The sequence below is a fragment of the Buttiauxella noackiae genome (genome assembly GCF_000737905.1).
In the GTDB taxonomy this organism is placed as follows: domain Bacteria; phylum Pseudomonadota; class Gammaproteobacteria; order Enterobacterales; family Enterobacteriaceae; genus Buttiauxella; species Buttiauxella noackiae.
The window spans coordinates 816,017-842,675 of record NZ_JPRU01000001.1 but is presented as its reverse complement, the minus strand read 5'-3'; the positions used below and the strand labels follow the sequence as shown (position 1 = coordinate 842,675).

The 26,659-nt window shown below is 46.5% G+C and carries 30 protein-coding genes and 1 pseudogene; 9 read left to right on the top strand and 22 right to left on the bottom strand.

Annotated elements, in window-relative coordinates; all coding sequences use genetic code 11:
• Window positions 1–23: 23 nt before the first annotated feature.
• A complete protein-coding gene (locus IX31_RS03750; RefSeq protein WP_034455816.1) occupies window positions 24–1,058 on the bottom strand; it encodes an AI-2E family transporter in 1,035 nt (344 codons plus the stop codon).
• Here IX31_RS03750 and IX31_RS23855 point away from each other — a divergent pair.
• The 3 genes from IX31_RS23855 (at window position 958) to mdtI (ending at window position 2,212) form a co-directional block, all read left to right on the top strand.
• The gene (locus tag IX31_RS23855) at window positions 958–1,398 is read left to right on the top strand and encodes a protein YdgV (protein ID WP_479682195.1); all 441 of its coding nucleotides are present in this window, start codon (window positions 958–960) and stop codon (window positions 1,396–1,398) included. The genes IX31_RS03750 and IX31_RS23855 overlap by 101 nt on opposite strands.
• Window positions 1,399–1,518: 120 nt before the next feature.
• The gene (gene mdtJ / locus IX31_RS03745; RefSeq protein WP_122973983.1) at window positions 1,519–1,896 is read left to right on the top strand and encodes a multidrug/spermidine efflux SMR transporter subunit MdtJ; all 378 of its coding nucleotides are present in this window, start codon (window positions 1,519–1,521) and stop codon (window positions 1,894–1,896) included.
• Complete coding sequence (mdtI, locus tag IX31_RS03740; RefSeq protein ID WP_034455813.1) at window positions 1,883–2,212, top strand: multidrug/spermidine efflux SMR transporter subunit MdtI; 330 nt, start codon at window positions 1,883–1,885, stop codon at window positions 2,210–2,212. Before mdtJ ends, mdtI begins: the two co-directional genes overlap by 14 nt.
• 35 nt (window positions 2,213–2,247) lie before the next feature.
• On the opposite strand, the gene IX31_RS03735 is transcribed toward mdtI, so the two are convergent.
• From IX31_RS03735 to IX31_RS03720, 5 genes are all read right to left on the bottom strand, one after another.
• Window positions 2,248–3,054 carry a trypsin-like serine peptidase gene (locus IX31_RS03735; protein ID WP_034455812.1) on the bottom strand — a complete coding sequence of 269 codons (807 nt, stop codon included), beginning with the start codon at window positions 3,052–3,054 and terminating at the stop codon, window positions 2,248–2,250.
• A gap of 97 nt (window positions 3,055–3,151) precedes the next feature.
• On the bottom strand, window positions 3,152–3,256 hold the full coding sequence (gene ydgU, locus IX31_RS23850; protein WP_456061802.1) for a small membrane protein YdgU: 105 nt from the start codon (window positions 3,254–3,256) through the stop codon (window positions 3,152–3,154).
• Between the two features lie 55 nt (window positions 3,257–3,311).
• The gene (gene asr / locus IX31_RS03730) at window positions 3,312–3,710 is read right to left on the bottom strand and encodes an acid resistance repetitive basic protein Asr (protein ID WP_034455811.1); all 399 of its coding nucleotides are present in this window, start codon (window positions 3,708–3,710) and stop codon (window positions 3,312–3,314) included.
• A 270-nt stretch (window positions 3,711–3,980) separates the two neighbouring features.
• Window positions 3,981–5,465 carry a carboxypeptidase M32 gene (locus IX31_RS03725; RefSeq protein ID WP_034455810.1) on the bottom strand — a complete coding sequence of 495 codons (1,485 nt, stop codon included), beginning with the start codon at window positions 5,463–5,465 and terminating at the stop codon, window positions 3,981–3,983.
• 72 nt (window positions 5,466–5,537) lie between these two features.
• On the bottom strand, window positions 5,538–6,788 hold the full coding sequence (locus IX31_RS03720) for an MFS transporter (RefSeq protein ID WP_034455809.1): 1,251 nt from the start codon (window positions 6,786–6,788) through the stop codon (window positions 5,538–5,540).
• A gap of 102 nt (window positions 6,789–6,890) precedes the next feature.
• Here IX31_RS03720 and IX31_RS03715 point away from each other — a divergent pair, with 102 nt between their 5' ends.
• The 3 genes from IX31_RS03715 to bioD all read left to right on the top strand — a co-directional run bounded on the left by IX31_RS03715 (window position 6,891) and on the right by bioD (window position 10,022).
• Window positions 6,891–7,799 (top strand): LysR family transcriptional regulator, encoded by a 909-nt coding sequence (locus IX31_RS03715; RefSeq protein WP_034455807.1) that lies wholly within the window; start codon window positions 6,891–6,893, stop codon window positions 7,797–7,799.
• 117 nt (window positions 7,800–7,916) lie between these two features.
• Entirely contained in the window at window positions 7,917–9,134 is a 1,218-nt protein-coding gene (gene mlc, locus IX31_RS03710; protein ID WP_034455806.1) for a sugar metabolism global transcriptional regulator Mlc, read from the top strand.
• A 192-nt stretch (window positions 9,135–9,326) separates the two neighbouring features.
• Window positions 9,327–10,022 (top strand): dethiobiotin synthase, encoded by a 696-nt coding sequence (bioD, locus tag IX31_RS03705; RefSeq protein WP_034455805.1) that lies wholly within the window; start codon window positions 9,327–9,329, stop codon window positions 10,020–10,022.
• On the opposite strand, the gene clcB is transcribed toward bioD, so the two are convergent.
• The 7 genes from clcB to IX31_RS03670 all read right to left on the bottom strand — a co-directional run bounded on the left by clcB (window position 9,975) and on the right by IX31_RS03670 (window position 16,207).
• Window positions 9,975–11,270, bottom strand: coding sequence for a voltage-gated ClC-type chloride channel ClcB (gene clcB / locus IX31_RS03700; protein ID WP_034457136.1), 1,296 nt, complete (start codon window positions 11,268–11,270; stop codon window positions 9,975–9,977). The two genes, bioD and clcB, sit on opposite strands and share 48 nt — an antisense overlap.
• A 124-nt stretch (window positions 11,271–11,394) precedes the next feature.
• Window positions 11,395–12,534: an osmoprotectant ABC transporter ATP-binding protein OsmV gene (gene osmV, locus IX31_RS03695; RefSeq protein WP_034455804.1), complete on the bottom strand. Its 1,140-nt coding sequence runs from the start codon at window positions 12,532–12,534 to the stop codon at window positions 11,395–11,397.
• The gene (gene osmW, locus IX31_RS03690; RefSeq protein ID WP_034455802.1) at window positions 12,534–13,181 is read right to left on the bottom strand and encodes an osmoprotectant ABC transporter permease OsmW; all 648 of its coding nucleotides are present in this window, start codon (window positions 13,179–13,181) and stop codon (window positions 12,534–12,536) included. Before osmW ends, osmV begins: the two co-directional genes overlap by 1 nt.
• A 9-nt stretch (window positions 13,182–13,190) precedes the next feature.
• Window positions 13,191–14,093 carry an osmoprotectant ABC transporter substrate-binding protein OsmX gene (osmX, locus tag IX31_RS03685; protein WP_034455801.1) on the bottom strand — a complete coding sequence of 301 codons (903 nt, stop codon included), beginning with the start codon at window positions 14,091–14,093 and terminating at the stop codon, window positions 13,191–13,193.
• A gap of 22 nt (window positions 14,094–14,115) precedes the next feature.
• Window positions 14,116–14,832 (bottom strand): osmoprotectant ABC transporter permease OsmY, encoded by a 717-nt coding sequence (gene osmY, locus IX31_RS03680; RefSeq protein ID WP_034455800.1) that lies wholly within the window; start codon window positions 14,830–14,832, stop codon window positions 14,116–14,118.
• Between the two features lie 352 nt (window positions 14,833–15,184).
• The gene (gene dmsD / locus IX31_RS03675; RefSeq protein ID WP_034455799.1) at window positions 15,185–15,814 is read right to left on the bottom strand and encodes a Tat proofreading chaperone DmsD; all 630 of its coding nucleotides are present in this window, start codon (window positions 15,812–15,814) and stop codon (window positions 15,185–15,187) included.
• Window positions 15,815–15,904: 90 nt separating this feature from the next.
• The gene (locus IX31_RS03670; RefSeq protein ID WP_034455798.1) at window positions 15,905–16,207 is read right to left on the bottom strand and encodes a DUF1161 domain-containing protein; all 303 of its coding nucleotides are present in this window, start codon (window positions 16,205–16,207) and stop codon (window positions 15,905–15,907) included.
• A gap of 144 nt (window positions 16,208–16,351) precedes the next feature.
• On the opposite strand from IX31_RS03670, the gene IX31_RS03665 reads away from it, so the two are divergent.
• Window positions 16,352–17,062: a YnfC family lipoprotein gene (locus IX31_RS03665; protein WP_034455797.1), complete on the top strand. Its 711-nt coding sequence runs from the start codon at window positions 16,352–16,354 to the stop codon at window positions 17,060–17,062.
• A gap of 45 nt (window positions 17,063–17,107) precedes the next feature.
• Here the strand turns inward: IX31_RS03665 and add are convergent, their stop codons facing one another.
• The 5 genes and pseudogenes from add to IX31_RS03640 form a co-directional block, all read right to left on the bottom strand.
• Window positions 17,108–18,109 (bottom strand): adenosine deaminase, encoded by a 1,002-nt coding sequence (gene add, locus IX31_RS03660; RefSeq protein WP_034455796.1) that lies wholly within the window; start codon window positions 18,107–18,109, stop codon window positions 17,108–17,110.
• 102 nt (window positions 18,110–18,211) lie between these two features.
• On the bottom strand, window positions 18,212–19,384 hold the full coding sequence (locus IX31_RS03655; protein WP_034455795.1) for a MalY/PatB family protein: 1,173 nt from the start codon (window positions 19,382–19,384) through the stop codon (window positions 18,212–18,214).
• A 41-nt stretch (window positions 19,385–19,425) separates the two neighbouring features.
• Window positions 19,426–19,887: pseudogene (locus IX31_RS03650) on the bottom strand (glucose PTS transporter subunit EIIB); the annotation flags it as partial.
• Window positions 19,888–19,917: 30 nt separating this feature from the next.
• Window positions 19,918–20,172, bottom strand: coding sequence for a hypothetical protein (locus IX31_RS03645; protein ID WP_034455793.1), 255 nt, complete (start codon window positions 20,170–20,172; stop codon window positions 19,918–19,920).
• Window positions 20,173–20,277: 105 nt separating this feature from the next.
• The gene (locus IX31_RS03640; RefSeq protein WP_034455792.1) at window positions 20,278–21,231 is read right to left on the bottom strand and encodes a DUF2971 domain-containing protein; all 954 of its coding nucleotides are present in this window, start codon (window positions 21,229–21,231) and stop codon (window positions 20,278–20,280) included.
• A gap of 324 nt (window positions 21,232–21,555) precedes the next feature.
• Between IX31_RS03640 and IX31_RS03635 the strand changes: the two genes are divergently transcribed.
• Window positions 21,556–22,194 (top strand): hypothetical protein, encoded by a 639-nt coding sequence (locus IX31_RS03635; RefSeq protein ID WP_051880528.1) that lies wholly within the window; start codon window positions 21,556–21,558, stop codon window positions 22,192–22,194.
• A 170-nt stretch (window positions 22,195–22,364) separates the two neighbouring features.
• Entirely contained in the window at window positions 22,365–23,090 is a 726-nt protein-coding gene (locus IX31_RS03630; RefSeq protein WP_157837361.1) for a hypothetical protein, read from the top strand.
• Between the two features lie 46 nt (window positions 23,091–23,136).
• Here the strand turns inward: IX31_RS03630 and IX31_RS03625 are convergent, their stop codons facing one another.
• From IX31_RS03625 to IX31_RS23380, 4 genes are all read right to left on the bottom strand, one after another.
• A complete protein-coding gene (locus IX31_RS03625; RefSeq protein WP_034455790.1) occupies window positions 23,137–23,340 on the bottom strand; it encodes a hypothetical protein in 204 nt (67 codons plus the stop codon).
• Window positions 23,341–23,460: 120 nt separating this feature from the next.
• A complete protein-coding gene (locus IX31_RS03620) occupies window positions 23,461–24,066 on the bottom strand; it encodes a hypothetical protein (protein ID WP_034455789.1) in 606 nt (201 codons plus the stop codon).
• Between the two features lie 9 nt (window positions 24,067–24,075).
• Window positions 24,076–25,212, bottom strand: a complete 1,137-nt coding sequence (locus IX31_RS03615; protein WP_034455788.1) for a hypothetical protein — start codon at window positions 25,210–25,212, stop codon at window positions 24,076–24,078.
• 587 nt (window positions 25,213–25,799) lie between these two features.
• Entirely contained in the window at window positions 25,800–25,970 is a 171-nt protein-coding gene (locus IX31_RS23380; protein ID WP_157837360.1) for a hypothetical protein, read from the bottom strand.
• Between the last annotated feature and the right edge of the window lie 689 nt (window positions 25,971–26,659).

The window sequence follows — 26,659 nt, the reverse complement described above, 5'->3', positions numbered from 1 at the left end:
TGTTTGCCAGGCGGCTCTTGCTCTTAGTTTTTTGTTACATCACTCAATAGCACGGCTATACTTCTGCCACCTTCGTTTTGTTCCAGTGCTATTTTCACCGCGATAGTGAGTGGAACCGACAGTAGCATTCCCACCGGGCCTAGCAGCCAGCCCCAAAAAATCAAAGATAAGAAAACCACCAGAGTGGATAAACCCAATCCGCGTCCCATCATGCGTGGTTCGATGATATTGCCAAACACAAGATTGATGGCCAGATAACCGGCGACGACAAGCAGTGCATCGTACAGCCCACTAAATACCAGTACTTGTGCAACCGGCGGGATTGCTGCCAGAACTGAGCCGATATTGGGAATATAGTTGAGTGAGAAGGCGAGTAGCCCCCAGACAAAGGCAAAACGCACATCCAGCGTGGCTAACATTATCCACACCACCAACCCCGTCACCAGGCTGATAGCGGTTTTTAGCACCAGATAATGGCTGACGCTGTCCAAAGCTCGCTGGATAGCCCCCATACCTTCTTCCGGTCGGGACATCAATTGTTGAAGTTTTACCGGCAATTGCGGTACTTCAATCAACATAAATACTACGGTCAGCAGCAGCAAAAAGATTGAAGTCATCGCGTTGGAAAGCTGAGTGATAAGACTCGTGACGAGCGTCATTGCCGCGTTAGGGTCGATATATTTAACCAGTTCATCCACCGACACAGATATCCCGACTCGTTGCAGCCACGGGTCCAGTGTTTGCAGAGGGGAGATTAATAATGACCGATATTGCGGTAGCGTACGCGTCAGCTCATTAAGCGTGGTTCCCAGGTAGGCGAGTAGCACGGCCATGAAGAAAATAATCACTGAAATGACAAAGCTAATCGCCAGCACACGCGGGACTCGAATGCGCTCCAGACGACGAATCATTGGGTTGAGGATAATGGCAATAAACAGTGCCAGAATAAATGGCACGATGATCTCGGCAGCCACTTTTATACCCACAAGGATGATGACCAGCATCCCCAACATAATGACTGCTTTTAATCCACTTAACGTAATAATGGGTTTTGCCATTATTGACGGTCTCCATCAGAATAGTCCGTTCCTTAATTGTGTATATAGTACGGGTGGGGAAAGGAGGGGTATACACTTATTTTTTTTGCTACCCAAGCGTAAAGAATTGAAAAGGGAAGTTAGACACCTTCCAAAATATGGTACAAATTCAGCGTGTTTGACTACTGAGGACAATTTACTATCCGCAACTGATGAGAAGCAACACCGCGGATACGTTGTGAAAATTATGGACATTATGCTTACGAACAAGCTGTTCAGAACGTTAATAACCCTTCAAGCCCCGTCTTTCTGTGCTTCATTTTCGCTTTCTGGTGAACAACACTGGCGCAACGCGCTGTAGATCTGCCTTCCTGAATCCCGAATTATCCCGGGATAAATAAACGCATTTTTTATTCGGCTTGCCTGCTATTTATGGCGTATTTGCAAGCTGTGGAACGGCTATTTTCTCTATCGGAGAGAAATCATGATCTATTGGATTTTATTAGCATTGGCTATTGTTGCCGAAATTACGGGCACCTTATCCATGAAATGGTCCAGCGTCAGTGATGATAATCTCGGCTATATTTTTATGCTGTTTATGATCACCTTATCTTATATTTTATTATCATTTTCGGTTAAAAAAATCGCTCTTGGCGTCGCGTATGCCATGTGGGAAGGAATTGGTATTTTATTTATTACCCTTTTCAGTGTTCTGTTGTTCGACGAATCAATCTCACTAATGAAAATCATCGGTCTGACCACGTTGGTTGTGGGGATCGCTTTGATTAAATCGGGAACCAGCGCTAAAAAAACGCGAACGGTAAAACCAGCAAAGGAGAGCGAACATGCAATCATTTGAATGGGTTCACGCGCTATGGCTGCTCCTGGCGATCGTGTTAGAAATTGCCGCGAATATTTTCTTGAAACACTCTGACGGGTTTCGCCGTTTTGGCTACGGCATATTGTCGCTGTGTGCGGTTCTGGCAGCCTTTAGTGCGCTGGGGCAGGCAGTAAAAGGAATTGAACTGTCTGTAGCTTATGCACTATGGGGTGGCTTCGGCATTATCGCCACCGTGGCGGCTGGCTGGATTTTGTTTGGCCAGCGTCTTAACCGCAAAGGTTGGGTGGGGCTGGTTTTATTGCTAGCCGGCATGGTGCTTATCAAACTGGCCTAAAAGAAAACCGCCGGGTGCGAAACCCGGCGGTGAGATTATTGGCTGGCTAAACTCTGTAGCTGGTCACGAAAACCGGTCACAGAAATTGCGCGATTATCTGCACGATATCGGTCTTTAGCCGCAGGCGCCGAGCTTTGTACCGCAATCAACTGCCAGCCATTGTCCGTTTTTAACATCAACGGCGAACCACTATCACCGGGTAACGTATCGCACTGATGCGACAGAACGGTTTTCTGTGCCCAACCGGTAATCAAACAATCGTTATGAGTATAGAGATCGTCAAGATGATCCTCGGGATAACCTGACTGTGTAACTTTACGATTCTGATTTTTTAGCGCTTCGGTGAGTGCGTCACGGTCGCCCTCAAACAATGGCAACGGCGTGATGCCGGAAGGCGGGTTGTGCAAAATAATCAGGCCAAAATCATGAGGTGCTGCACTGGCGGGAACAATCCAACCGTCACCATCAGGTTTAAGGCGACGACCCAGCGTAGATTCAACCCGGCCTTCAATATCATGAATTTCATAACGCCATTTGCCCTTATTAGACACAAAGCGCAGAGCGATGGCTTTATCGGGTTTCCCATGGGGGGGTTGTAGCAAACAGTGCCCGGCGGTAAGTGCCAGGTGAGGAGAAATTAAGGTCGCGGTGCAAAGATTACCGCTGGCCGTCTCAAGCTGACCGATAGCATCCCACGGCGGTGTTGCGGGATCATTCACTCTTGTGCGGTCATCCTTGCCAAAAAATAGCGTTTTGACATTTGCAGCACTTTCGTCATCGGCATGAGAAAGGGCAGGTAACAAGCACAGTACACCTAACAACATCACAACTTTTTTGCGCATATCACTCTCTGTGGGGCGATTAATTTTGATTGTTATATAAACCCAGCGAATGGACTAACTATAGACGGGTCGCACAAAAAGTGGGAGTAAAAAGTCATTACAGCCAGAAGCTTAGCGTAATAATGCCGCAAAGAATAAGCAGCGTGAGGATGATTTCAAAGCTGTAGCGTCGCAACATCATCCAGACTCCGGAAGTAAACACCCGGCGAACCGGGTGTTTTTAGTGTGGCTATGCTCTCGGGTTTGCCCCGATAACCTTATGCAGCTGGCTGAGTTGCAGGTTTTGCTGCTTCAGTTTTAGCGGCAGGTTTTTTGTGATGCTTTTTAGCAGCCTGGGCTTTCTGTGCAGCTGGTTTTGCCGCTTCAGTTTTAGTTACTGCTTTTTTGTGTTTTTTAGCAGCCTGAGCTTTCTGTTCGGTCTGGGCAGGTTTTGCTGCTTCAGTTTTCTTCACTTCTTTTTTGTGTTTTTTAGCGGCTTGTGCTTTCTGCTCGGTAGCGGCTTTTTTGTGTTTTTTATGATGAGTGGTTTTTGCAGCAGGAGCTTTAGCTGCAGCAGAAGTGGTAGCAGGAGCTGGGGTCGCAGTAGTTTCAGCAGCGAAAGCAGCAGAAGACAGACCCATTGCAGCGGCAACAACCAGAGCTAATACTTTATTCATCTCGACATCCTCAATTCATGTTTGAATTTATGTTTGTTTGAAGCCCTGCGGGGCCGTTGAGATGAACTATAGACTTATGGATCAATGCGTTCAGTGAGTGATTAGTATCGGCGTGTAACGGATTGTACAATGCGCCCGTCATACTTCGAATTGTTGATGCGTTGGCTAGGTGCGTTCACCCAGCCACATAGTTATTTATGCTGCTGGGGATTCACACGCTTGCCGCGTTTCTACAATACGAATTATACAGGGCGCAAAAAGTTGCAGAGATTAAAGGTAACGCGCTTCTAAATGCTTACGGAAATACAATGGGTTAAGGTCTTCCCCCGTTGCATTGGTAATCAATTCAGACGTTGTGAATCTGCTACCGTGTTGCCAGATATTCTGACGTAACCAGTCGAACAATGCGCTGAAGTTTCCTTGTGCAATATCGCTATCAAGCTGTGGCAATGCGCATTTTGCTGCATTGAACAGTTGAGCGGCATACATTGCACCCAGTGTGTATGAGGGGAAGTAACCGAAAGCACCGTCAGTCCAGTGAATATCCTGCATACAGCCATTGCGGAAGTTATCTTTGGTAGAAAGTCCCAACCATTGCTGCATTTTTTCATCCCACAGTGCAGGGATGTCTTCCACTTCAATTTCGCCATCAATCAGCGCACGCTCAATTTCATAGCGTAAAACAACGTGGGCCGGATAGCTGACTTCATCCGCATCAACGCGGATAAAACCACGCTCAACACGCTGGTTCACGGCAGTAAAGTTTGTGCTTTCAAATGCAGGCTGTTTGCCAAAGCGTGCCGTAACCATCGGTAGCAACAGTTTAAGGAACTCTTTGCTTCTGCCCAATTGCATCTCAAAGAAGAGACTTTGCGACTCATGAATCGCCGTGGAACGCGCCAGAGCAACAGGCTGGCCGAGCCATTCACGTGGCAGGTTTTGCTCGTAACGCGCATGGCCTGTTTCGTGGATAACACCAAACAGTGCGCTGACCAGATCGCTTTCATCGTAACGCGTGGTAATGCGTACATCTTCCGGGACGCCACCACAAAATGGATGTGCGCTAACATCAAGCCGGCCGCCGTTAAAATCAAAGCCCAATAGCTTCATGGTTTCCAGGCCAAGCTCGCGCTGGTCTTGCGTAGTGAAGGGGCCGACAGGTGTTATCACCGACTCTTTTGCTTGTTTATCGACAACTTTCTGCAACAGATCTGGCAGCCAGGTGCGCAAGTCACCAAACAGAACGTCGAGTTTAGCGCTGCTCATCCCGGGTTCATAAATGTCTAACAACGCGTCGTACGGGGATTTCCCCTTTGCTTCGGCGCGCAGTTTCGCCTCTTCACGGCTAACACGAACCACTTCTTTTAAATTGGTGGAAAAACCCTGCCAATCGTTGGCTGGGCGTTGCGTTCGCCAGCCATGTTCACAGCGCGTTCCAACCAGAGATTTTTCTTCTACCAGTGATGCTGGTAATAGAATGGCTTCTTGATACTGACGTGTCATTTCGCGCAGGTTTGCACGTTCAACATCATTCAAATTTTCCTGAACCGCAGCTTGCAATAGCGTGGCGATTTTTTTATCGGTCAGAATTTGGTGCTGCAAAACACTCAGTTCAGCCAGGGCTTCGCCGCGTGCGGTGCTGCCGTTCGGTGGCATATTGGTAAACATATCCCAGCCAGCGATGGCTGAAAGATGATCAAAACGTGAAAGACGCTGGAAGGTGCGGGTGAGATGATTGTAGTTTTGCTTTTCCATAGGGCCTCATAAGAGATGGTTTACGCTGCGAAAATAGCAAAAAGCCATCCCGAAAACGAGGCCGTAACGGGGTTATTGTGCGCGATGATGCAAACGCGTCCCTACCAGTAATGAGATGACTAAAAGTGAGCCGATAAAACTCGCGACTCCCGACCAGCCAAACTGGTGCCAGAAAACACCGCCGAGCGTCCCGGCAAGACTTGAACCGAGATAATAGCTGAACAAATAGAGTGACGAGGCTTGCCCTTTAGCACGTTTAGCTCGCGGGCCAATCCAGCCGCTGGCGACTGAGTGTGCGGCGAAGAATCCTGCAGAAAAGAGCAGCATTCCTGCAAAGATAGTGATGAGGGGGGAGAAGACGGTAAGCACCAGACCTAATAACATCACCGCAGTGGAAAATATCATTACCGGACCACGGCCAAATTTGGCTGTCATTGCCCCGGCTTTTGGCGAACTCCAGGTGCCGGTTAAATAGGCCACGGACAGCAACCCCACCACCGCCTGACTTAAAAACCAGGGGCCTTGCATCAAACGATATCCAATATAATTAAACAGCGTGACGAACGCGCCCATCAGTAAAAAACCTTGAGCAAATAAGAGCGGCAGACCCTGATCGCGCCAGTGCAGACGGAAGTTAATAAAGAGGGTTTTTGGCCGCAGCGAAGAAGGGCGAAAATGTTTTGATGCCGGTAATATTTTCCAGAACATAAGTGCTGATGCCAGCGCGAAGCAACCAATGGCTGCGACAGCGATACGCCAGTTAAAGAAGTCGGTAATCACGCCGCTTAACAGACGTCCACTCATACCGCCAATGGAGTTTCCGCTGATATATAGCCCCATCGAAAAGGCCACCACGCTTGGGTGAATTTCTTCACTCAGATATGTCATGCCGACCGCAGCTACTCCACTAAGAGACAGGCCAATCAAGGCGCGCATCACTAATATGCCGTGCCAACTTGTCATCATGGTTGAAAGCAGCGTGCAGCATGACGCGAGTAGCAGCGCGGTAACCATCACGGGCTTACGACCAATGGCATCAGACAGCGGGCCAGTAAAGAGCAGCCCAATCGCCAGCATGGCGGTAGAAACAGATAACGAAATACTGCTACTGGCTGGTGAAACCCCAAATTCATGGGACAGAACCGGCAGTATCGGTTGTACACAATAAAGCAGCGCGAAGGTGGCAAGTCCTGCGGAAAAGAGCGCGAGTGTAACTCGCATAAACTGAGGTGAACCACGCTTAATGTATATGACAGGCTGGGGAGAACGTCTTTCGTCAACATCTGCTGCCGGGGCTGTGTTGACGAGGGTTGTACGGCTCAAAATGGATCCTTAAAAATACAAAAATGAAATCTTGTTTTCAGAGTAGAAAACTGTAAATGTTCTGTCTAATATATTAATAATCTCAATTGATATTTTTAAAGTATGAATATTGAATTGCGTCACCTGCGCTACTTTATTGCAGTGGCAGAAGAGCTGCATTTTGGGCGAGCTGCCGCGCGTTTACGTATCTCTCAGCCACCTTTGAGCCAGCAAATTCAAATCCTTGAACAGCAAATTGGCGCTCGTCTACTGGCGAGAACCAATCGCAGCGTAAACCTGACCGCCGCAGGCAGCCAATTTCTGCAAGATGCCAGGCAGATTTTAAACCAGGTTGATATAGCTGCAGGGCGCGCAGCGAGACTTCATCAAGGCGAAACCGGCGAGTTGCGTATTGGTTTCACCTCATCTGCTCCGTTTATTAAAACGGTATCTGATAGCCTTTCGACTTTTCGCCGCAGCTACCCGTACGTTCATCTCCAGATGCGGGAAATTAACACACGCGAGCAAATTGCTCCGTTAAACGACGGCGAACTCGAACTCGGTTTAATGCGCAACACTCGGCTTCCGGATACGCTCGCCTGGAGTCTGGTTCTACGTGAGCCACTACTGGCAATGGTGCATCGTGACCACCCGCTGGCTCAATGTTCAAAAGTTTCTCTGCAACAGCTGGCACATGAACCTTTTGTCTTCTTTGACCCACTTGTTGGGACGGGGCTGTATGAGGATATTCTCGGCCTACTGCAACGCCATGGTATTTCACCCTACATCACCCAGGAAGTGGGCGAGGCCATGACCATTATAGGGCTGGTGTCCGCCGGGTTAGGGGTTTCTATACTTCCGGCGTCATTTAAGCGTGTCCGTCTATCGGAAGTGGTGTGGCTGCCAATTGATGAACCGGAAGCGCAATCTGAAATGTGGCTGGTATGGCCAAAACATCGTGAACTTTCTGCGGCGGCACTTCGCATCTGCGCGCTGCTCACTGAGTCAATAACGACGTTAAAAGGCGGTTAATACAGCAGATTATGTGCGGTAAATCACAACCCTACCTAAATATTTGACTCCTTCACTTGAAGTGTTTCACCATAGCCCAAAGTTTATTTCGAAGCGCGAAAATAAAGGGAGTCGCAAGTGGTTGCTGATAGTCAACCGGGCCATATTGATCAGATCAAGCAAACCAATGCGGGCGTAGTTTATCGCTTGATTGATACCCATGGGCCGGTGTCGCGCATCGATCTTTCTCGCCTGGCGCAACTTGCGCCTGCCAGCATCACGAAAATTGTTCGTGAAATGATTGAAGCTCATCTGGTGCAGGAAACCGAAATTCAAGACCCCGGCAGCCGCGGGCGTCCAGCTGTGGGCTTGATGCTGGAAACTGAAGCATGGCACTACTTGTCTGTGCGTATTAGCCGTGGGGAAATCTCCCTTGGCCTACATGATTTAAGCAGCAAGCTGATAGTTGAAGATACGGTTGGCCTTGCTGTTAATGACTCACAACCTCTTATTGAACGCATCATCGCGCAGATTGACCAGTTCTTTATCCGCCATCAGCAAAAGCTTGAACGCCTGACGGCGATAGCTATCACCATGCCCGGAATTATCGACACCAAGCGTGGCATAGTGCATCGGATGCCGTTTTATGAAGTCTGCGATATGCCGCTCGGTGAGATTCTGGAAAACTACACCGGTGTGCCGGTCTACATTCAGCACGACATCAGTGCCTGGACGATGGCTGAAGGGCTGTTTGGCGCCTCAAAAGGTGCTCGTGATGTGATTCAGGTTGTTATTGATAATAACGTCGGTGCTGGCGTGATTACCGATGGACGCCTGCTCCATGCGGGCAGTAGTAGCCTGGTTGAAATTGGCCATACGCAAGTTGATCCTTACGGCAAACGTTGTTATTGCGGTAATCACGGTTGCCTGGAAACGATTGCCAGTATCGACAGCGTGCTTGAGTTGGCACAGCTTCGCATGAGCCAGTCGATGGGTTCCATGCTGCATGAACAACCTCTGACAGTCGAATCTCTGTGTGACGCTGCATTAAGTGGCGATCTATTAGCGAAAGATATCATTCTTGGTATTGGCACCAATGTCGGCCGTATTCTTGCGATAATGGTGAATCTGTTCCATCCGCAAAAAATCCTGATTGGTTCCCCGTTTAACCGAGCCGCAGATATTCTGCATCCGGCAATCACTAATTGCATTCGCCAGCAGGCATTACCGGCGTATAGCGAGCATATGATTGTTGAAAGTACCCAGTACAATCATCGCGGAACTATGGCGGGAGCGGCGTTGGTAAAAGATGCAATGTATAACGGTTCGTTATTGATTCGCTTGCTGCAAGGCTAATGTCATTGCCTGATCCACTAAAAATTGCGCTATCTCAATCTGGTCGAATAACTATTCTTTTAGACTTTCACTCCTGAACTATTCAATTTTTAATCACTCATACCCAAAATATTTCGAGTTGCAGGCGGGCGATAAACGCACCTGCAACCTGAAGTTTGATGGGTATTTAAAGCATTGCATTGGGAGTTAGTCATGCTTACGCGTTTCTTTATAACGGGTACCGATACTGCAGTCGGGAAGACTGTGGTTTCTCGCGCCTTGTTGCAGGCTCTTGCAGCCAGTGGCAAAAGTGTCGTCGGCTATAAGCCGGTAGCCAAAGGCAGTAAAGAGACGCCAGAGGGCCTACGCAACAAAGACGCGTTAGTTCTACAAAGCGTTTCCACTGTCAATTTACCTTATGAAGCCATCAATCCTATCGCTCTTAGCGAAGAAGAAAGCAGCGTGAGCCATAACTGCCAGATTAACTATTCGCTGCTGTCTGATGGGCTACAGCGTTTGGCCGGGCAGGTGGATCATGTCGTTGTCGAAGGCACTGGCGGTTGGCGCAGCCTGATGAACGACTTACGTCCATTATCGGAGTGGGTGGTTCAGGAACAGTTACCGGTGTTAATGGTGGTCGGGATTCAGGAAGGGTGTATCAATCATGCCTTGCTGACCGCTCAGGCGATTGCCAATGATGGCTTGCCGCTGATTGGTTGGGTAGCAAACCGTATCAATCCCGGCCTTGCGCACTACGCAGAAATCATCGACGTATTAAGCAAGAAATTGCCTGCGCCGCTGGTGGGCGAACTGCCATATTTGCCACGAGCAGAACAGCGTGAACTGGCAAACTATATCGATTTATCCCGTCTTAGCAGCGTTCTGACTGTAGACCGTTTGCGGGCGTAACCAGCGCGAAAGCGCAGAAGCAATTACGCACGCCAGCAGTAAACCGGGGAGTAATGTAAACTCCCCGGTCATTTCACAAACCATCAATGTGGACATAATCGGTGCATGAGTGGTCGCCGCTAAAAGCGTTGCCATTCCGGTTAATGCCAGCAAAATAGCAATACTATCGCCACTCCACGCCCAGATTCCAAACCATTGACCCACCACCATTCCCAGTGCCGCTCCTACAAATAGCGTTGGCGTAAAGACACCTCCTGGTGCACCAGAACCGCTGCTTGCCAGTACTGCCGCCAGTTTGTAGACCAAAATGCCTGCGACAAACAGTAGTGCCGGGGGCTGCGAGAGGAACGATTGCACTACGCTATAACCATTTCCCCAAACCAATGGCGTAATAAGTGAAAGCAGCCCAACCAGCAAACCTCCTAACGCAAGCTGTAACGGAGGCATTAAATGCAAGCGCTGGAACAGTTTACTGCTGTGTGACATCAGCCAAAGAAACAGCGGCCCGGCAAGACCGGCAAGCAGGCCAAACGTGGCCATCAACAAATACTGTATAGGCTGCGGAGCGCTTAACGCTCGCACGGTATACAACAACGCTTGTTCGTCATTGAGTAAATGAGTCATCAACAAGGCGCTGACGGCGGCAATCACGACTGGGCCTAGCGAGGCAAGCATCAACGTGCCAAACAGAATCTCTGCGATAAACAAACTACCTGCCAGCGGTGCATGGTAGGCACTTGCCATCCCGGCGGCGGCACCGCAGGCGACCCACAATTTCCATTCATCTTTATTTGAGAAACGCTGGGCAAATACCGAAGCAAAAACGGTGGCCAGTAGCACCATAGCCCCTTCACGGCCAATGGCACTGCCGCTTGCTACCACAATCAGTGACGCGGCTGATTTGACCAGACTTGCAGATACATCAAGACGCCCGTCGCCGGTCTCTATGGCTTCCATATAGTCTGTGGGTGCAGAAGGGCGCTGGCGCGTGGCGCGTTGCCAGCCCCAAAGGAGTGTCCCCGCAAGTAAACCACCCATAGCCGGTGTGAGTAATCTACGCCACGGCGGTAATGCGGCGGCTGCGGCAACCAGGCTTCCACTATGATCGCCAAGGAAAAGGCCTTCAAGGAAATACATTGACTGGCGAAACAGCCAGACTACCAATGCAGAGGCAACGCCAATCCAGACGGCGAATATTAGCCGTCGAAGCATGCCTTTCATATCGGGGAAGTGGTTTAGATGGCGCATCAAAGCATTGTAAGGTGGATGAGCGTTAGCGTCATCCACCGTTTGTTGCTGTTTTTTCGGATGTCGCTGGCGCTCATCCGACCCTATGGGTTGAGTGGCGCTGGCGTTATTAAACTACATTGAACTATGAAATATTCAGCGCCCGGCGGGTGCGGCCTGAACTGAGGTAATCGGCGATATAATCTTGCGAAATTTCACCGCTGTAGCGGCCATCTTCGTCAGTAATCGGCATCCACACCATGTTGTGCTCGTAGAGTTTCGATAGCACGATTCGCAAGTTATCTTCCGCACGCCCGGTCACGCGGAAAGGATGCAGTAACTCAGAGCATGAACCGATGGCACCACGCGCTTCGCGGCGCTTCACAAAGCCTAATGGCTTACCTTCACCATCCACCACGGTTATCGAGCGCATGTCGTTATCATCCATGGTAGAGAAGGCTTCCGCTAACGGTGTGGACTCACGCGCGGTAATTGTCGGTTGTTGGTCGGTCACATCACCAGCCTGAACCAACAAGAGGCGTTTCAAGGTGCGGTCCTGACCCACAAACGACCCCACAAATTCATTGGCAGGCTTAGCTAATAGTTCATCGGGGCTGGCACATTGCACAATTTTACCCTGACGGAACACGGCGATACGGTCACCCAATTTCAGTGCTTCATCAATATCATGGCTGACCAGCATGACGGTTTTCTTCAACTGACGTTGCATTTCCAGAAATTCATTCTGTATCGCTTCACGGTTGATTGGGTCGACCGCACCAAACGGCTCGTCCATCAGCAGCACCGGAGGATCCGCCGCCAGTGCTCGGATCACGCCAATACGTTGTTGCTGCCCGCCAGACATCTCACGCGGGTAGCGATTCAGGAAACGGTTAGGGTCGAGCGCCACCATACTCATTAATTCACTGGCGCGTGCTTTACAGCGTGCTTTATCCCAACCCAGCATCCGTGGCACGACGGTAATGTTTTCTTCAATCGTCATATTCGGGAACAGGCCGATTTGCTGGATAACGTAGCCAATATTGCGGCGCAGCGTGACGGTATCCAGCTCGTTAGTATTTTTACCGTTAATCAGAATATTACCGCAGGTTGGGGCAATCAGGCGGTTAATCATTTTCAGCGTGGTGGTTTTGCCGCAGCCGGATGGGCCGAGCAGTACACACATTTCGCCTTCAGGCACATTCAGGCTGACGTTATCAACCGCGTTAAATGTTTGGCCGTTCTTCTGAACGAACTGTTTGGTGAGATTTTCCAGTTTAATCATTATCGGATCCCCTTAGGAGTCAGCACCACTTGTAAACGGTGCAGTAACCAATCAAGCACAATAGCCAAAACACAAATCATCACCGCACCGGCAATCAACATACGGATGTCGCTGCTGCCGATGCCGTTTAGCAATAACAAACCTAAACCCCCAGCACCGATCACCGCGGCAATCGCCATCACGCCAATATTCATGACCACTGCGGTACGAATACCACCAAAAATCACCGGTAAAGCCATTGGGATTTCCACCCAACGCAGGCGTTGCCAGAAGGTCATGCCGATGCCACGACCCGCTTCGCGTAAACCGGGCGGCAGGCTATCTAATGCGGTGTGCGTGTTGCGCACAATCGGCAATAACGAATAGAGGAAGACCGCGGTAATGGCGGGGAACACGCCAATCCCTTGTCCAACCAGCGAAAACAGCGGAATCATCAGACCAAACAGTGCGATAGAAGGAATGGTCAGCACGATGGTGGCGATACCCAGTACCGGTGTGGCGAGCCATTTGTGGCGCACGATCAAAATGCCCAACGGCACGCCAATAACTATCGCCAGCCCCACAGCTAACAAAACTAGCCACAAGTGTTGTAGCGTCAGGCTGCTGAGATAGCCTGCGTTATCAATCATATAATGTAACGTTTCCATGATGCCTCCTTAGAGCAAGCCTTTTTGTTGCAGGAATTCTTGCGCAACTTTTTGTGGGGTTTCATGGTCGATATCCACTTTGGCATTCAGAGTAGATATCACGTCGTTATTCAGTGAGGCGGAGAGGGTGTTGAGAGCTTCTTCAAGCCCAGGGTTTGCCGCTAATGTCTCTTTACGCACAACAGGCGTCACGGCATAACTTGGGAAGAAGGCCTTATCGTCTTCCAGCACTTTCAGATCAAAACCTTTTACGCGCCCGTCTGTGGTGTAAATCAACCCGGCATCCACAAACCCATCGCGCACCGCGTTATAAACAAGGCCGGGGTCCATCTGGCGGATCTGTGGACGGTCGAGCGGCATGTTGTAGGCTTGCTGCAAAGGCTTCATGCCATCGCTTCGCCCGGCAAATTCCAGATCAAGACCGAGCATCCAGTTGTTATCAGGGGTTGTTTTGCGGACTTGTTCAATTTTTGCCACTAGTTCCGACATGGTATTGATGTTCTCTTCTTCAGCGCGTTTACGCTGCATCGCGAAGGCGTAGGTGTTGTTCATGTCTGCCGGTTTCAGCCACACCAACCCCAGTTTCGCATCCAGTTTTTTGACGGTGTCGTAAGATTCCTGCGGAGTCATTCGCTTGTTGATATGGTTAAAAATAATCAGAGATGTGCCGGTATATTCCCAGGTCATATCCACCTGTTTGTTGATCATCGCATTACGTGAAATTACGGTGGCAATGTTGGTCTGTGGCTTTACCTGGAAGCCTTTCTTACGCAAGTACTGTGTGGTCATGGCGGACAAAATATGTTGCTCGGTAAAGCTTTTTGTCGCCAGCACGATAGGCTCGGCTTTTACTGATCCTGCGAATAGAAACGTTGCGGTGAGTGCGGCAAGTAGCGGTTTAAACGATTTCATGACGGGCTCCTTTTTATTGTTGTTATTTCACGGTGTGGGGGCTTAACACGCGCCCTAAACCTGCGAGTGCAACATCAAGGATCAGGGCAAAGAGCGCTGTGGCAGCTGCACCCAAAATCAGCGTCGGGAAATCATTGAGGTAGATGCCCGGGAATATCAACTCGCCGTAACTGCTGGCACCTATCAAAAACGCCAGCGGCGCAGTACCAACGTTAATTGCTGTCGCGATACGGATGCCTGAAAGCATGACTGGCCATGCATTGGGTAACTCGATCTGGCGCAAGCGTTGCCATTTAGTCATACCAATACCGTTGGCTGCTTCGATAAGCGAAGAAGGGACGCCGGATAAACCCGAGTAGGTATTGCGGACAATTGGCAGCAGCGAGGCGAGGAATAGCGCGATTATTGCAGGTTTGTCACCAATCCCGATAAACACCATCGCTAACGCTAAGACGGCCAACGGAGGCAAGGTATTTCCGACGTTAAATATTTGCATCGCATATTCAGCGAAACGGCGAGCAACAGGGCGACTAAGTAGAATTCCGCTGGGGATCCCCACTAGTAAAGCCAGAGCCATTGAGCTAAACACCAAAATTAAGTGTTGTTGCCCGAGATAAAGCAAATCCACTTTACGAGCGATTAGGGTTTCGGGGCCAATTCCCCAAATCAATAATCCGAGGACGACAATTATTGCCAGTGCACCAAAAAAAGTGCGTTTTACGATGGATGTATTATGCATTGCAGTGTGTCTCCCTGGGTGCACGTTATAGCAACCTCGAGGTCGCTTGTTGTTATGCCTTGTGTCGGCAGGGTGTTTTGACCTATAGCAACGCTGCGGGAATGATTCCAGTAAATAGGGAAATTACCAGGCCAAAGATTAGCGGGTAAATTAACGAGTTAGCCTTGTGCCGCCTCGCTTGAAACATGGTTGTAAAGAATTGTCTTAAAAGTGTCTGGATAAAGTTACGTTGTAACTTTTATGAAAAGTTATCGGGAGTAAATATCGGATAATGTGGGGTAAATACGGGGGTTCGATATTGGAAAAATAGTTGGTGGATAAGCGCAAACGCTATCCACCGTTACTCAGATTCTTAGGAATAGAGCTCTTTTTGTGCGACAGGGATCTGCAAACCCTTACTCCAGTCAGCAAGTGTCAGGCGAGTTAATTCGCCTAACGCCTGATAGAACGGATGATCAGCATTGGCGATAAATAACTCCAGGAAACGCCCGCTCCACGGCAGGATGTGCCAGGCAAGAAGTTCGTCAACTTTCGGCTGTAGCCTTTCTTCAGCAAGCCAGGCGGCCAGCATCAGCAGCAAACCGAAGTGATCTTCGGGTTCGTTGCTTTCTTGCTCGTTGGAGATGTCGTTTTTACGCATCCAACGGCGCAACTCAAGCATCGAATCACCAAAAAGTACTTGTTCTTTATCGAGATAGACCGAACCCCAGGGCGAGGCGGGTAGAGCATCCGGGCCGATGAACAGCCGCTGCCAGGCTTCACTCAAAGATTCTGGTTCATAGTTAAAACCTTCCGCCATACGCTGCGCGATACTCGCCAGCTCTTCATGCTGCACTGGCCATTGCTCAGTCCACGATGGGTCCTGAAGTGAGGCATACAGTGATGCAACATCCCGACTTTGGGGTTCTTGATAAAAAAGCGCACCGAGCACTCTTCCCGTCAGGGCGATAGCCGCCAGTCGTTGCGTTGTTTCAGACATCATTCTCTTCCTTGTTGCGCGAGTTATGCCGCGCATTCTCTACGGATTGCCTGCCAATTGCTATGCATTAGAGATCTACATCCGTTTTAATAACTACTGTGGCTCACTTTGTGACCCATCCTGCGTACTACCTCCGCTTACCGGATAGTTTCCGCTGCTGGTACGCGTATAAAGGATTTTTTGCGTATCATTACCACAATGTCCAACAACTTGAGCATCAGGCTTATCAGCTTGATCGTTAGGAACAATGGTTAAGCTAAAGCCTGATTCAGGGACACCGTTATTGATTATCTTTTGCTGAATGTCGGCCTTGACTGTATCGCAGGAGGTTTGTGCGGCCAGTACAGGAGTTGCGGCAGCAAACAGGCATACACCAAGCCAAATTGAACATTTCATCGTATCTTCCTTCTGTTGAGGGGCTGTATTAAGAATAGTATCTTCAGTGTAAATTGTTGTATTTGCTTATACCCTTCATACTCCAGGTCGAATTATTTTGGGTATATTATTGTTGTTACATTTCAAGTCGGGGACAGGAGTTACGTGAAGAAAATTATTATCCTCTGTGCGCTGGCAGCGTCTGTTGCCGGGTGTGACAATCCGAAAAATACGCTTTCGTACACGCCAGAAATGGCGAGTTTCTCGAATGAATTTGATTTTGATCCACTGCGTGGGCCGGTAAAAGACTTCAGTCAGACATTAATCAATGAAAAAGGTGAAGTCGTTAAACGCGTTGTTGGCCTTATATCGGAAGAAGGGTGCTTCAACGAGCTCGAATTTCACGATCTGGAAAACAATACCGGTGCAACCCTGGTGTTGGATGCTAATTACTATCTTGACGCCATCACCCGCGAAAAACGGGTAAAGCTTCAGGGGAAATGCCAGTTGGCAGAATTGCCGAGTGTCGCAATTACCTATGAGACGGACGATAAAGGTTTTGTGGTGGCTGCTCACGGTGAAGCGACATCTATTGTTTATAACTATGACGCTGATGGATATCCGTTAGGTAAGGTAACTAAAGCAAAAAATGACACCCTGGCTATCAAGGCGAAATCGGGTAGTGACAACAAGAAAAAACTCGATTACACCTCTGAAAGCACGCTCAACGGCAAGTCTATCGCTTTGGTTAAACAAACTTGCGACTACGACGGCTATTTCAACCCACTGGAATGTGTGCTGAACATCACCGATAAAAGTGTCAAACCGCCGAAAGTTGAAAGCTTTACGATTAAAAATAGCATCAATTATTATTGATATTTAGAGCTTGAGTCAGCTTTCTGACTCAAGCTTTTATCAGAGCTACGCGGCGCGAACCTTAGCAATCAGCGCCTGTTTTTCTGCATCAGTTAAGAAGGCAATTCTTAAACCATTCTCTTGTGCGGTACGAATATGTGCCGCACTCAAACCTGCCTGTGGTGCCGCCACATTATATTCATGAATAATATCGATACCCTGGACTGCTGGGTCATCAGTATTGATCGTAGCCAGCACGCCTTTATCCAGGAAGGTCATCAACGGGTGCTTATCCATTGAGGCTATAGTGCTGGTTTGGATATTGGACGTCAGGCAAGACTCGATGCCAATTCTGTGTTCCGCAAGGAAATCCATAAGCGCCGGGTCTTCAACTGCCTTAACGCCATGTCCGATGCGCTCGGCGCCCAGCTCACGAATTGCCTGCCAGATACTTTCCGGGCCAGCGGCTTCACCGGCATGAACAGTGATATGCCAGCCTGCATCGCGCGCACGGTTAAAGTGATTAAGGAACAGACTCCCCGGGAAACCGAGCTCATCACCGGCCAGATCAAGGGCTGTAATGCTGTCGCGATGGGCCAGCAGGGCCTCCAGTTCAGCCTGACATGCGGCCTCGCCAAAAGTACGGCTCATAATCCCAATCAAGCGGGCTTCAACACCAAAATCACGGCAGCCCTGGCGTACGCCTTCAATTACCGCTTCTACCACACCCGCAACAGGTAGGTTATGGTTCATGGCCATATAGCCCGGAGAGAAACGTAGTTCGACGTAATGCAGGCCATTGAGGGCTGCATCTTCAATGTTTTCCCATGCTACGCGGCGGCAGGCATCGAGATCTGCCAGGACTTTAACGCCCCAGTCCAGTTTTTGCAGGAAACTCACCAGGTCAGGTGCTGTTTCCACGACTTGTACATGAGGACGAAGTGCTTCAAGGGAGTCAGCCGGGATTGGCAAATTAAACTGGCGGCCGAGATCGAGGATAGTTTGTGCACGAATATTGCCATCAAGGTGGCGGTGCAAATCGGTTAACGGCAGGGTGGTATCAATCATGGTCGCACTCTTTTTTTGATTTAAGTGCGCAACAGTATAAGAACAAACGCACCTAAATAGCTACGTTGCGCAAACAAAAAGGGGAGTTTTCTCCCCTTAACTTCACTGGAGAGATTTTATCGCTGCGATTAGGCGCTTCACACCTTCTTCAAGCTTAACGCGTGGGCAGCCGGTGTTCAGTCGCACAAATCCTTTCCCTTCTTCACCGTAGGTATATCCCGGCATGATGGCGACTTTTTGCTGCTCGATAAGCACTTTTTGCAGCGCATTGTCGTCTATACCCAATGGGCGCAAATCTATCCATGCAAGATAAGTGGATTCCGGTGGATGCCAGTTCAGTTGCGCAAACTCTCCGTTCAGCGCATCGGCGACAAAGCGGAGATTACTTTGCAGGTATACCCGGAGCTCATCAAGCCAGGCGGAACCTTCTTGATACGCCGCGATATGTGCGACAACGGCAAGAATAGCGGGGGATGATAATCCATCCTGACCTTTCAGCACATTTAAGTATTTCTGGCGCTCATCACTCTCATTAATCAAGCCATAAGCACCTGTTAATGCAGGAATGTTGAAGCTTTTGGAACCTGATGTGAACAGAGCCCACTGGCCTTTGCCCACTTCATTCCACGGCGTGTGCTGGTGGCCTTCCCATACCATATCCATATGGATTTCATCACTGATAACTCTTACGCCATGACGTTCGCAAAGCATTGCCATGGTTTCAAGTTCAGTGCGTGTCCAGACTTTGCCGGTAGGATTTTGCGGGCTGCAAAGCAGCATGATTTTGCATTCAGGCTTCGCCAGTTGCGCTTCGAGAGCAACCATATCGCACATCCAGCTGCTTTCGGTTTTATGCAACGCAGCACTAAACACCTGGCGTTGGTTGCCCTCAATGGCTTTATAAAATGCGTCATACGCAGGGGTATGGATAAGCACTGCATCGCCAGGTTCAGACCACTGGCGAATGAGTTGCGACACCATGTAGATAACAGACGGGCCGTACACGACTGACTCTTTATCAATCACACTGTTAAAACGTGTGTGATACCAATGTGCGATCGAGCCAAGAAACTCATCATTTTTCCAGCGGCTATAACCTAATACACCGTGAGATAAACGCTGTTGCAGAGCTTCAAGAATGACTGGGGCGGTAGGGAAATCCATATCGGAGATGGTAAAGGGCAGGAGGTCGGCGGCACCGAAACGGTCAGCGACATAATCCCACTGAGTACACCAGGTTCCGTGGCGGTCAACGACTGTGGAAAAATCGAACATATTACCTCGCAACAAACGGGCGCCTCGGCGCCCGTTATGGTTTACGCCTGAGCTGTTTGCATCAGATGCGCCATTTCATCTTTCACCGACTGGACCTGCGGCCCAATCACCACTTGCAGATTGTGCTGGTTGAGTTGCACCACACCGATGGCACGGAGGTTTTTAAGCGCAGCACTGTCGACCAGAGACATATCTTTCACCGATAAACGCAGACGTGTAATGCAGTTATCCAGGGAGACAATATTATCTTTACCACCCAATGCGGCAAGAATTGCGGGGACGTTATAACCAGACTTGCCCACTTGTCCAACAATTGCTTTTTCGATGCCGCTTTCAATATCACGCCCCGGGGTTTTGATGTTGAAACGGGTAATCGCGAAACGGAAAATTACGTAGTAAGCACAGAACCAGATAGCGGCCACAACAGGTACTAAATACCATTTCGTTGCAAGGCCGTGCAGAATGCCGAACACAACGAAATCAATAATGTTGCCATCAGTATTGACCTATGTGTCAAGCCCCTTATCAATTTTTTACGGTTCGAGCGTAAATTCCTCGAAATCCTGCGCGTTTGAATCGGCTGTTCGGTACGCAACAACAAAGCTAAACGCCTCTTTGTAAGTCACTGCACGTTCCAGCAGTAACCAAAAGCAATCAGGGTAGATTTTCCCCACGTACCACAAACCATCATTACGCTTGATAAAAACAATGTCGTTAGGCTTGATTCTCGAAACGTCGATGAACTCGCCTTTGTTGAACTGCACGATATCCCACGGCATCCGCTCCATATGTTCCCCTTAGTGCGGTTTTTATGGTGTACTGTATAAATGTACAGTATTGGGGGGGTAGGGCAAATCCGGCAATTAGGTTTTTAAAACTTTACTATGTATAGTTTAAAGCACATTTTTGTTGTATTGATGCTCTTTAGGTAACGACCATAAATCATCAAGAGATATTTTTTCTCTTTCTAAATCAAAGCTTCCCTTTGTTTCTCTAATTTTATAAAAATTAACTGCATCACTGCTTTTATCACGTGTTGAAGGTCGATGAGATAAAGCCATCATTACGCTATAAATTACGGAGTTATTACATCTTAATCCGAAAGTAATATCGGACAAGATAAAAGGGGAACGAGTCAAACCAATTTGACCAATCATGCGATATTCTTTTTCATATTTCCATTGGTTAGCTTTTCTAGAGTATATTATTTCATCTATTTTATCCTCTGCATCTTGTGATCCTTCAAGAAATGCCTTTTTTGTTAAGCTAGTTTCTACTGTTCGTGGACTATCATAATCTACTTCTAGAATCCTTTTCTTTGAAAAAAACTCGTTAATCTCACCATTAGGTTTATAGCCGATACATAAACCATTATGTTGGTCACCGTAATGTGACCACATCAGAGGACATTTATAATCACTAGCTAACGATAATATACCTGTGCCTTTTTGAGATAAATGGTCTTCAATGTTATTAAGCAAGATTAATTTATAATCATTTGGATCAGATGAGTACAAACCTTTAATAGATTTAGTGTAATTTTCAACATAATCAAGTGTTAATGAGTCTATCATTTTATAAAAACGGTCAATAGAGCCATACAGTTTGATTAATGGTAGGTGATTAGCATAATTATTAATGAGTGCTTTTCTATAGACCATCTTTTCCAAGATTTCGAGAAGTTCATCAGTATTGAAAATGTCATCAAGTATATGTGGCTTACAATCAAGTGGGTCATTAAAAGTATCTGGGTTTGCTAAAAAGACTTTGTCATTAACTAAAGCGTCGAGAGTGAAAGTATCGAATTTTTTATACTTGTAAAGGGTTGTTGGCTTTTCATTGTTCATAACTCAGAACCTTTGTTTCGCTATGTAATTTACATGAGGTTAACAATTATCGATAGAGTTTTATTATACAAATAAAGGTACTTCCCAACACCTGTATTTTTGGGAAGTTTCGAAAGCGCGTTCTTTGCGTCATATATGAATTTTTAAAGTTGGTTCAGTTCAAAAGTCTACGCCTATCAATCCTACAAAATTCCCATCAGATTTTTTCAATCATGTAGTGTTCATGTTACTGATTTCTTTACAATTGTTCGTGATTTCGCCAGCGTTTCTCTCACCATAAATACATAAAAATATGCAGCGTTATAACCAGAGAGAATATTACGCATGAAACCAGAAAATTTTATCACCGTGTCGGAGATCGGGCGGCGATATGACTACACCCCGCAAGCCGTCAAGAAATGGATTCAGCGCGGTCTACCTTACAACACCAACCAAAGAAAAATTCCTGAAACAGAGGGTACAGATTGGATCATCAAAAATATCCTGAACAACCTCAAGACGATGGACACCAGCGAGGAATTGAAGCAAGCCAAACTACGGCGTGAAAATGCTTTAGCGTCAATGGCAGAAATGGACGAAGCGACACAAGCGGGTGAGTTGATTCCGGTCGGATTGGTACAGGCAGCGATCAGCAAGCATTCATCGGCGGTACGGTCATCAATGCTTCAAATTGCCAACGTGGATACACAGCGCGTGTTAGAAGCCGCCACCAGTATCAAAGAGCTAAAGAAGGTGTTGACCGCAATCATCAGCGAACGTTTGACCGAATGCGGTAACGCTATGCAATCCGATGAATATCTACATGATGCCGAACTTATCGAACTCTCAGAGGATAACGACAATGGAAACGATACTGATCCTGGTATTTCTGTTCAAGCTGATAACGGTGATGATGGTAGCGGTGCTGATTCTGGATCTGATTCAGACGGCAGCAACGAAGATGATTACGATTTTGACGATTGAGAAAATTAATGTTAATGAGGCACACAAACTCCAAAGCAATGAAAGTATATTACAATAAGCAATAGTAAATGATAATATTATCACTCACGCCATTTTTTAGTTAAATAAATTAACAATAATGATAATTTATTGTGACAATTTTTTAATGCAAAAAGATAAGGGTTAATAAATTGGAAATGAAATTTTACAATCGTGTTTTGTTATCCCTTTCCATTGTGTTATTAATTTTCTGCTGCCTAATTATTGCTTACGCATTGCACAGCAAAGATAGTGTTTTTGAATTTGGAAGTATTTCTGATTGCATTAGCTCTATGAGTGCATTAGGTACATTTATTATCGCATGTATGGCGTTTAAGAAGGCACCGGAATGGATAAATCAAAGAATGCACGAAGATGCATTTTCAATGGCAAAAAAAATCATGTTTGATGATTACCCTGCACTTAAAGAAAAAATTGATATAGCGGGTGCTTTGATTGACCATTACGTATTGCAAGTTGAGTTTATAAGTGATGAACTTGATTCTTTTATCAGTCTTGATGATTGCAATACAAGCCTATCTGTTTTTCGTGAGATAAAACAAACACCGTCAACAATAACCAACAGCCTGAGAAATCTTGCGAAACTTGGTTGGGATATGAGCTCGGAGTTTTCAAAATTAAACAGTGAGATTAATGTTCTCTATTATAAACTCCAGGAGTATAATAATGTCGCGTTTGTAGGTGTTAAAAAAATATTAGCATCAAAAGATAAGGTTGTTAAAGAAAAGTTTGCTAAAATATCGATTGAAAATTTTGAAAAATTCCAACGTCACGAAAAAGAATTTGATATTCTTTACAAAAAACTAATGATAATGCACAAAAGAATACCTGATTATTTTGAAATTGGAAAAATTTGATTTTTTAAAAATAAAATAAAACCCCGATCATGAGATCGGGGTTTCTTTATTCAGAGGGTACTACTTCAGGTAGTACTGGCTGGAGTTGCTTTTCCAGTTCCTGGATTTTGGCAATGTACTGTTCACAGTAGTTTTTCAACATCTGCTTAGAGTTGGTTGATTCTGCAAGCATTCGTACCAACTGGTCGTTATTGTTTTCGAGGTTTACGATAGCTTGTTGCATCTGCTGGATCTGGTTCTGTTCGTTCATTTACGGATTCTCTTTAATAGCGGGGCGTTTCCCCTTAACGCTATTATTTATGAACCCTAAATACTGACGGCAATCACGCCATTAACGGATTTGCTAACCGTTTAAACTTTCCTTGAAGCCTCACCATCGAATGGACAGAATCGCCGCTTGTGTTGGCCTCTGTGCGTTAAGTGGTGGGGCTTTTCTTTGTTCCCGCTCTCTTACCATCTGTATAGTGTTCTCGGCCTTGCTGATCCACTGGCAATTTTCCTTACAGTACCGCTTAGGGCTGGTGGGGTTGCGTATATCCTTATCAAGACTCAAATCACGTTCGGTCATGAATCTCTCATAGCCGGGCAGGGTGATAACATCATGAACAAATTCCGCGAAACAGTACCAGCGGGGATCAACCGTTACCGCTGCATAAGTGGGAAAGTTCACTTTATCGGTTAGCCTGATAATCATATTGCGCCAAACCATATACAGTTTTCGGCGTTCCTCACCTCTGACCAATATCCCTTCACCAACATAGCCAACACCGCACACGGTCGGTTTGTATTTGTCCTTTACCTGGCGATTCCTAATATTAACCATCGTCGTTACGGTGGAATAACCAGACGCAACAAAACGCACCAGAACCCGCTTGTTTCCGTTGTAGCTGATTACCTCAATCAATCCGTCATTAACTTCATAAAACGCGCCCACGATTGATCTGGCGCGTTCCTGTTTGATATTTTCATTACCCATGTTCCGGCCTTAAAAATTAATCGAATGAGCAATCGAAGGGCGTTTAGTTTCTTGTGGTGCGTTGTATTGTGCGTAATACTCTGTTAATTCTGCCCTTGCTGCTAATTCGCGGTTGTTAGATTCTTCGTTATGTTCACGTTTGGTATAGATATTCATGAAGCGCTCATTCGATTTCACGAAAACATATTTTACTCCATCATATCGCCAGTGTTCACGAACGTGATACGTTTCATTGGTTCCATTCAGTTTAAAAGCCTGGTAGCGGATCATCGTTACGTAATCGGTGTGAATCTCAACACCATCTTTGAATCCATCAATATATTTCTTTGCTGGCTTGCTAATCGATTCCGTTGAACCGTAAAAGATTAAATCGAACTCATCTTGTGTATATGTATCAGTAACGACGTGTGCGGGTTCTGGCTGCTTTATTTCCACTGGTTTAATCTCATCTATGATAATTTCCTCAATCGCTTCTGGTGCTTCTGGCTGCGTTTCCTGCGGGATTTCTACCGCTGGTTTCTGCTGCTCTTTTGGTTGTGCTTCTAATACTTTGATACGTGCGATTAACGGCGCTGTAGCGGCATCAATAAGGCGCTGAACATCTTCAAGGGTGAAAGATGGTGCGACCGCTGGCGCTTGCTCTTGTGCTTCTGGCTGCGTCTGCTGCGGGGTTTTCTGTTGCTCAACAGTAATTAGATGATCTTCTTTACTCGAAGCGGTATAGAAATTGAACGGAGTATATTTTCCGTATTTACCATCTTTCGTCATGGATGCTTTTACTTGAATAAGTTTCATACGTTTTGATTTGCCTTGTCTAAACAACATACCGCGCATAGAAACGCCGTCAGGTAATTGTTTAGATATGATAGCAACAAAGTATTTTTCGCTATCATCATTCATTACAACACATTCAACTTGTTCATTAGCTTCAAGGGATGAATTTACATTCTTTCTGAATTTTGCAAACTTTTCATATAGTGCGCGATCTGATCGTTGATTCAGGTCAGCGATTGCAGGTAATGAAATAAAATCGCCTATGCATGAAACCGTATCACGAAATTCTGTTCCGTGGTTATGAATCTTTGCGCCGTATTTGCCTTCTGCGTTGTTGTTATGATACAGGGTGAAAGTTAAGGTTTTTTCCATTTTTGGAGTCCATAAATAATAGTGTTAAGGGTTTTAGTGTTGTAACGAACATAATATTTTCCTCAGATTCAAATCGCCCCCCTGCTGATAACAGGGGGCTTTTTTTACTGTGCTGTTTTAGAGATCAAACAAACTTTCAAGGGTTACTTTTGGCTCGCTGACTCGTTCGCACATAGCATTAAGAATTATATTTCTTCGCAAGCTAATTATTCTATGATGGTTTACAACAGGGGATCGCTGTAAGTTGCTTAATTTCCCGTTAGAACCACAATCAACAAACATACACGTTTCTGGTGAATATAATTTACATCCGTTAATTATGAAGTCTTTATCAAGATGATAGCCACCTTGTAACCACAGATCATAATTAGGTAATAATTTGATATCTTCACAGAAAATTTCATAATCCTCCCATCGTTCACAAACCTTACAACCTATGTATGATGGGAAAACTTTATGTACCGAGTCTGAGTGACATCTACGGAACATATCTTTCCAGATAGCATACTCCTTAAAGTGTCTGCGCTTCCCTGTAGTCGAATCAATATATGATAACGGCTGCTTTCCTGAATAACCTTTATTAAAAATCATGCTACTAACACCCTGCGAAACTCTATACCGTATCGGATCATTGCGCGGGTTAATGTAGTTCGGTGAATCCCTGCTTCTTTCAATAACTCTTTTTTCTCTGCTGCCGTTGCGTTCACATATTGTTTGGCAATTTCAAGAATTTGTTTTTCGCTTACTTTTACGTTCATAGTTAACCTGCATCTTTTGTGCGTTTATGGGATTTTAAAAACGATTCAGTGAATCGCTATACATCTATTTAGAGCATTGTTTTTCAGGCACAGAGATATCACACCACAGATTAGACGTGGTTAGTTCTCAGGCACGAAAAAGGGGGTTTTGAATAATCATTCATGGGAAAAATCGAAAAAACACTACAGGCGTTATTTTGAAGTTTACATTCGATAACGTTATGAAAAATCACAACATTTTCAAGAGTGAAAAATCTCAAAAAACGGATCATAGTTTAGAATGATTATGCAAAGAAAGTGCATTGGTAACGGTCTATCATTAACCGTTCAGTAAGATCCGGTACTCAAGATCAAACTGGTACTAAAATTTTCAGCTACAGAAAGGGGATTCCTGATCACTCTTCGTAAAACTGTGCTCCACAGTAAAACGGTACAACTTTATGTAGTAACGTTAATCTGGGCTACCCAAACCAACTTGAATTACAGTATGCCGTATCTGATAAACGTTGTCAACACCCAGGGATTCAGTGACTTAGTAAAGGATTTTGTAATGTCAATCACTATACTGTAAAACTTAACCAATCCTGTAGTAACTGTATGGGTATTACTCAATAACTTTTCAACACTGTAATGCAAGCAGTGTTTTTGTGTAATGATCGTAATGAATTAATCCTACCAGATATCATTAA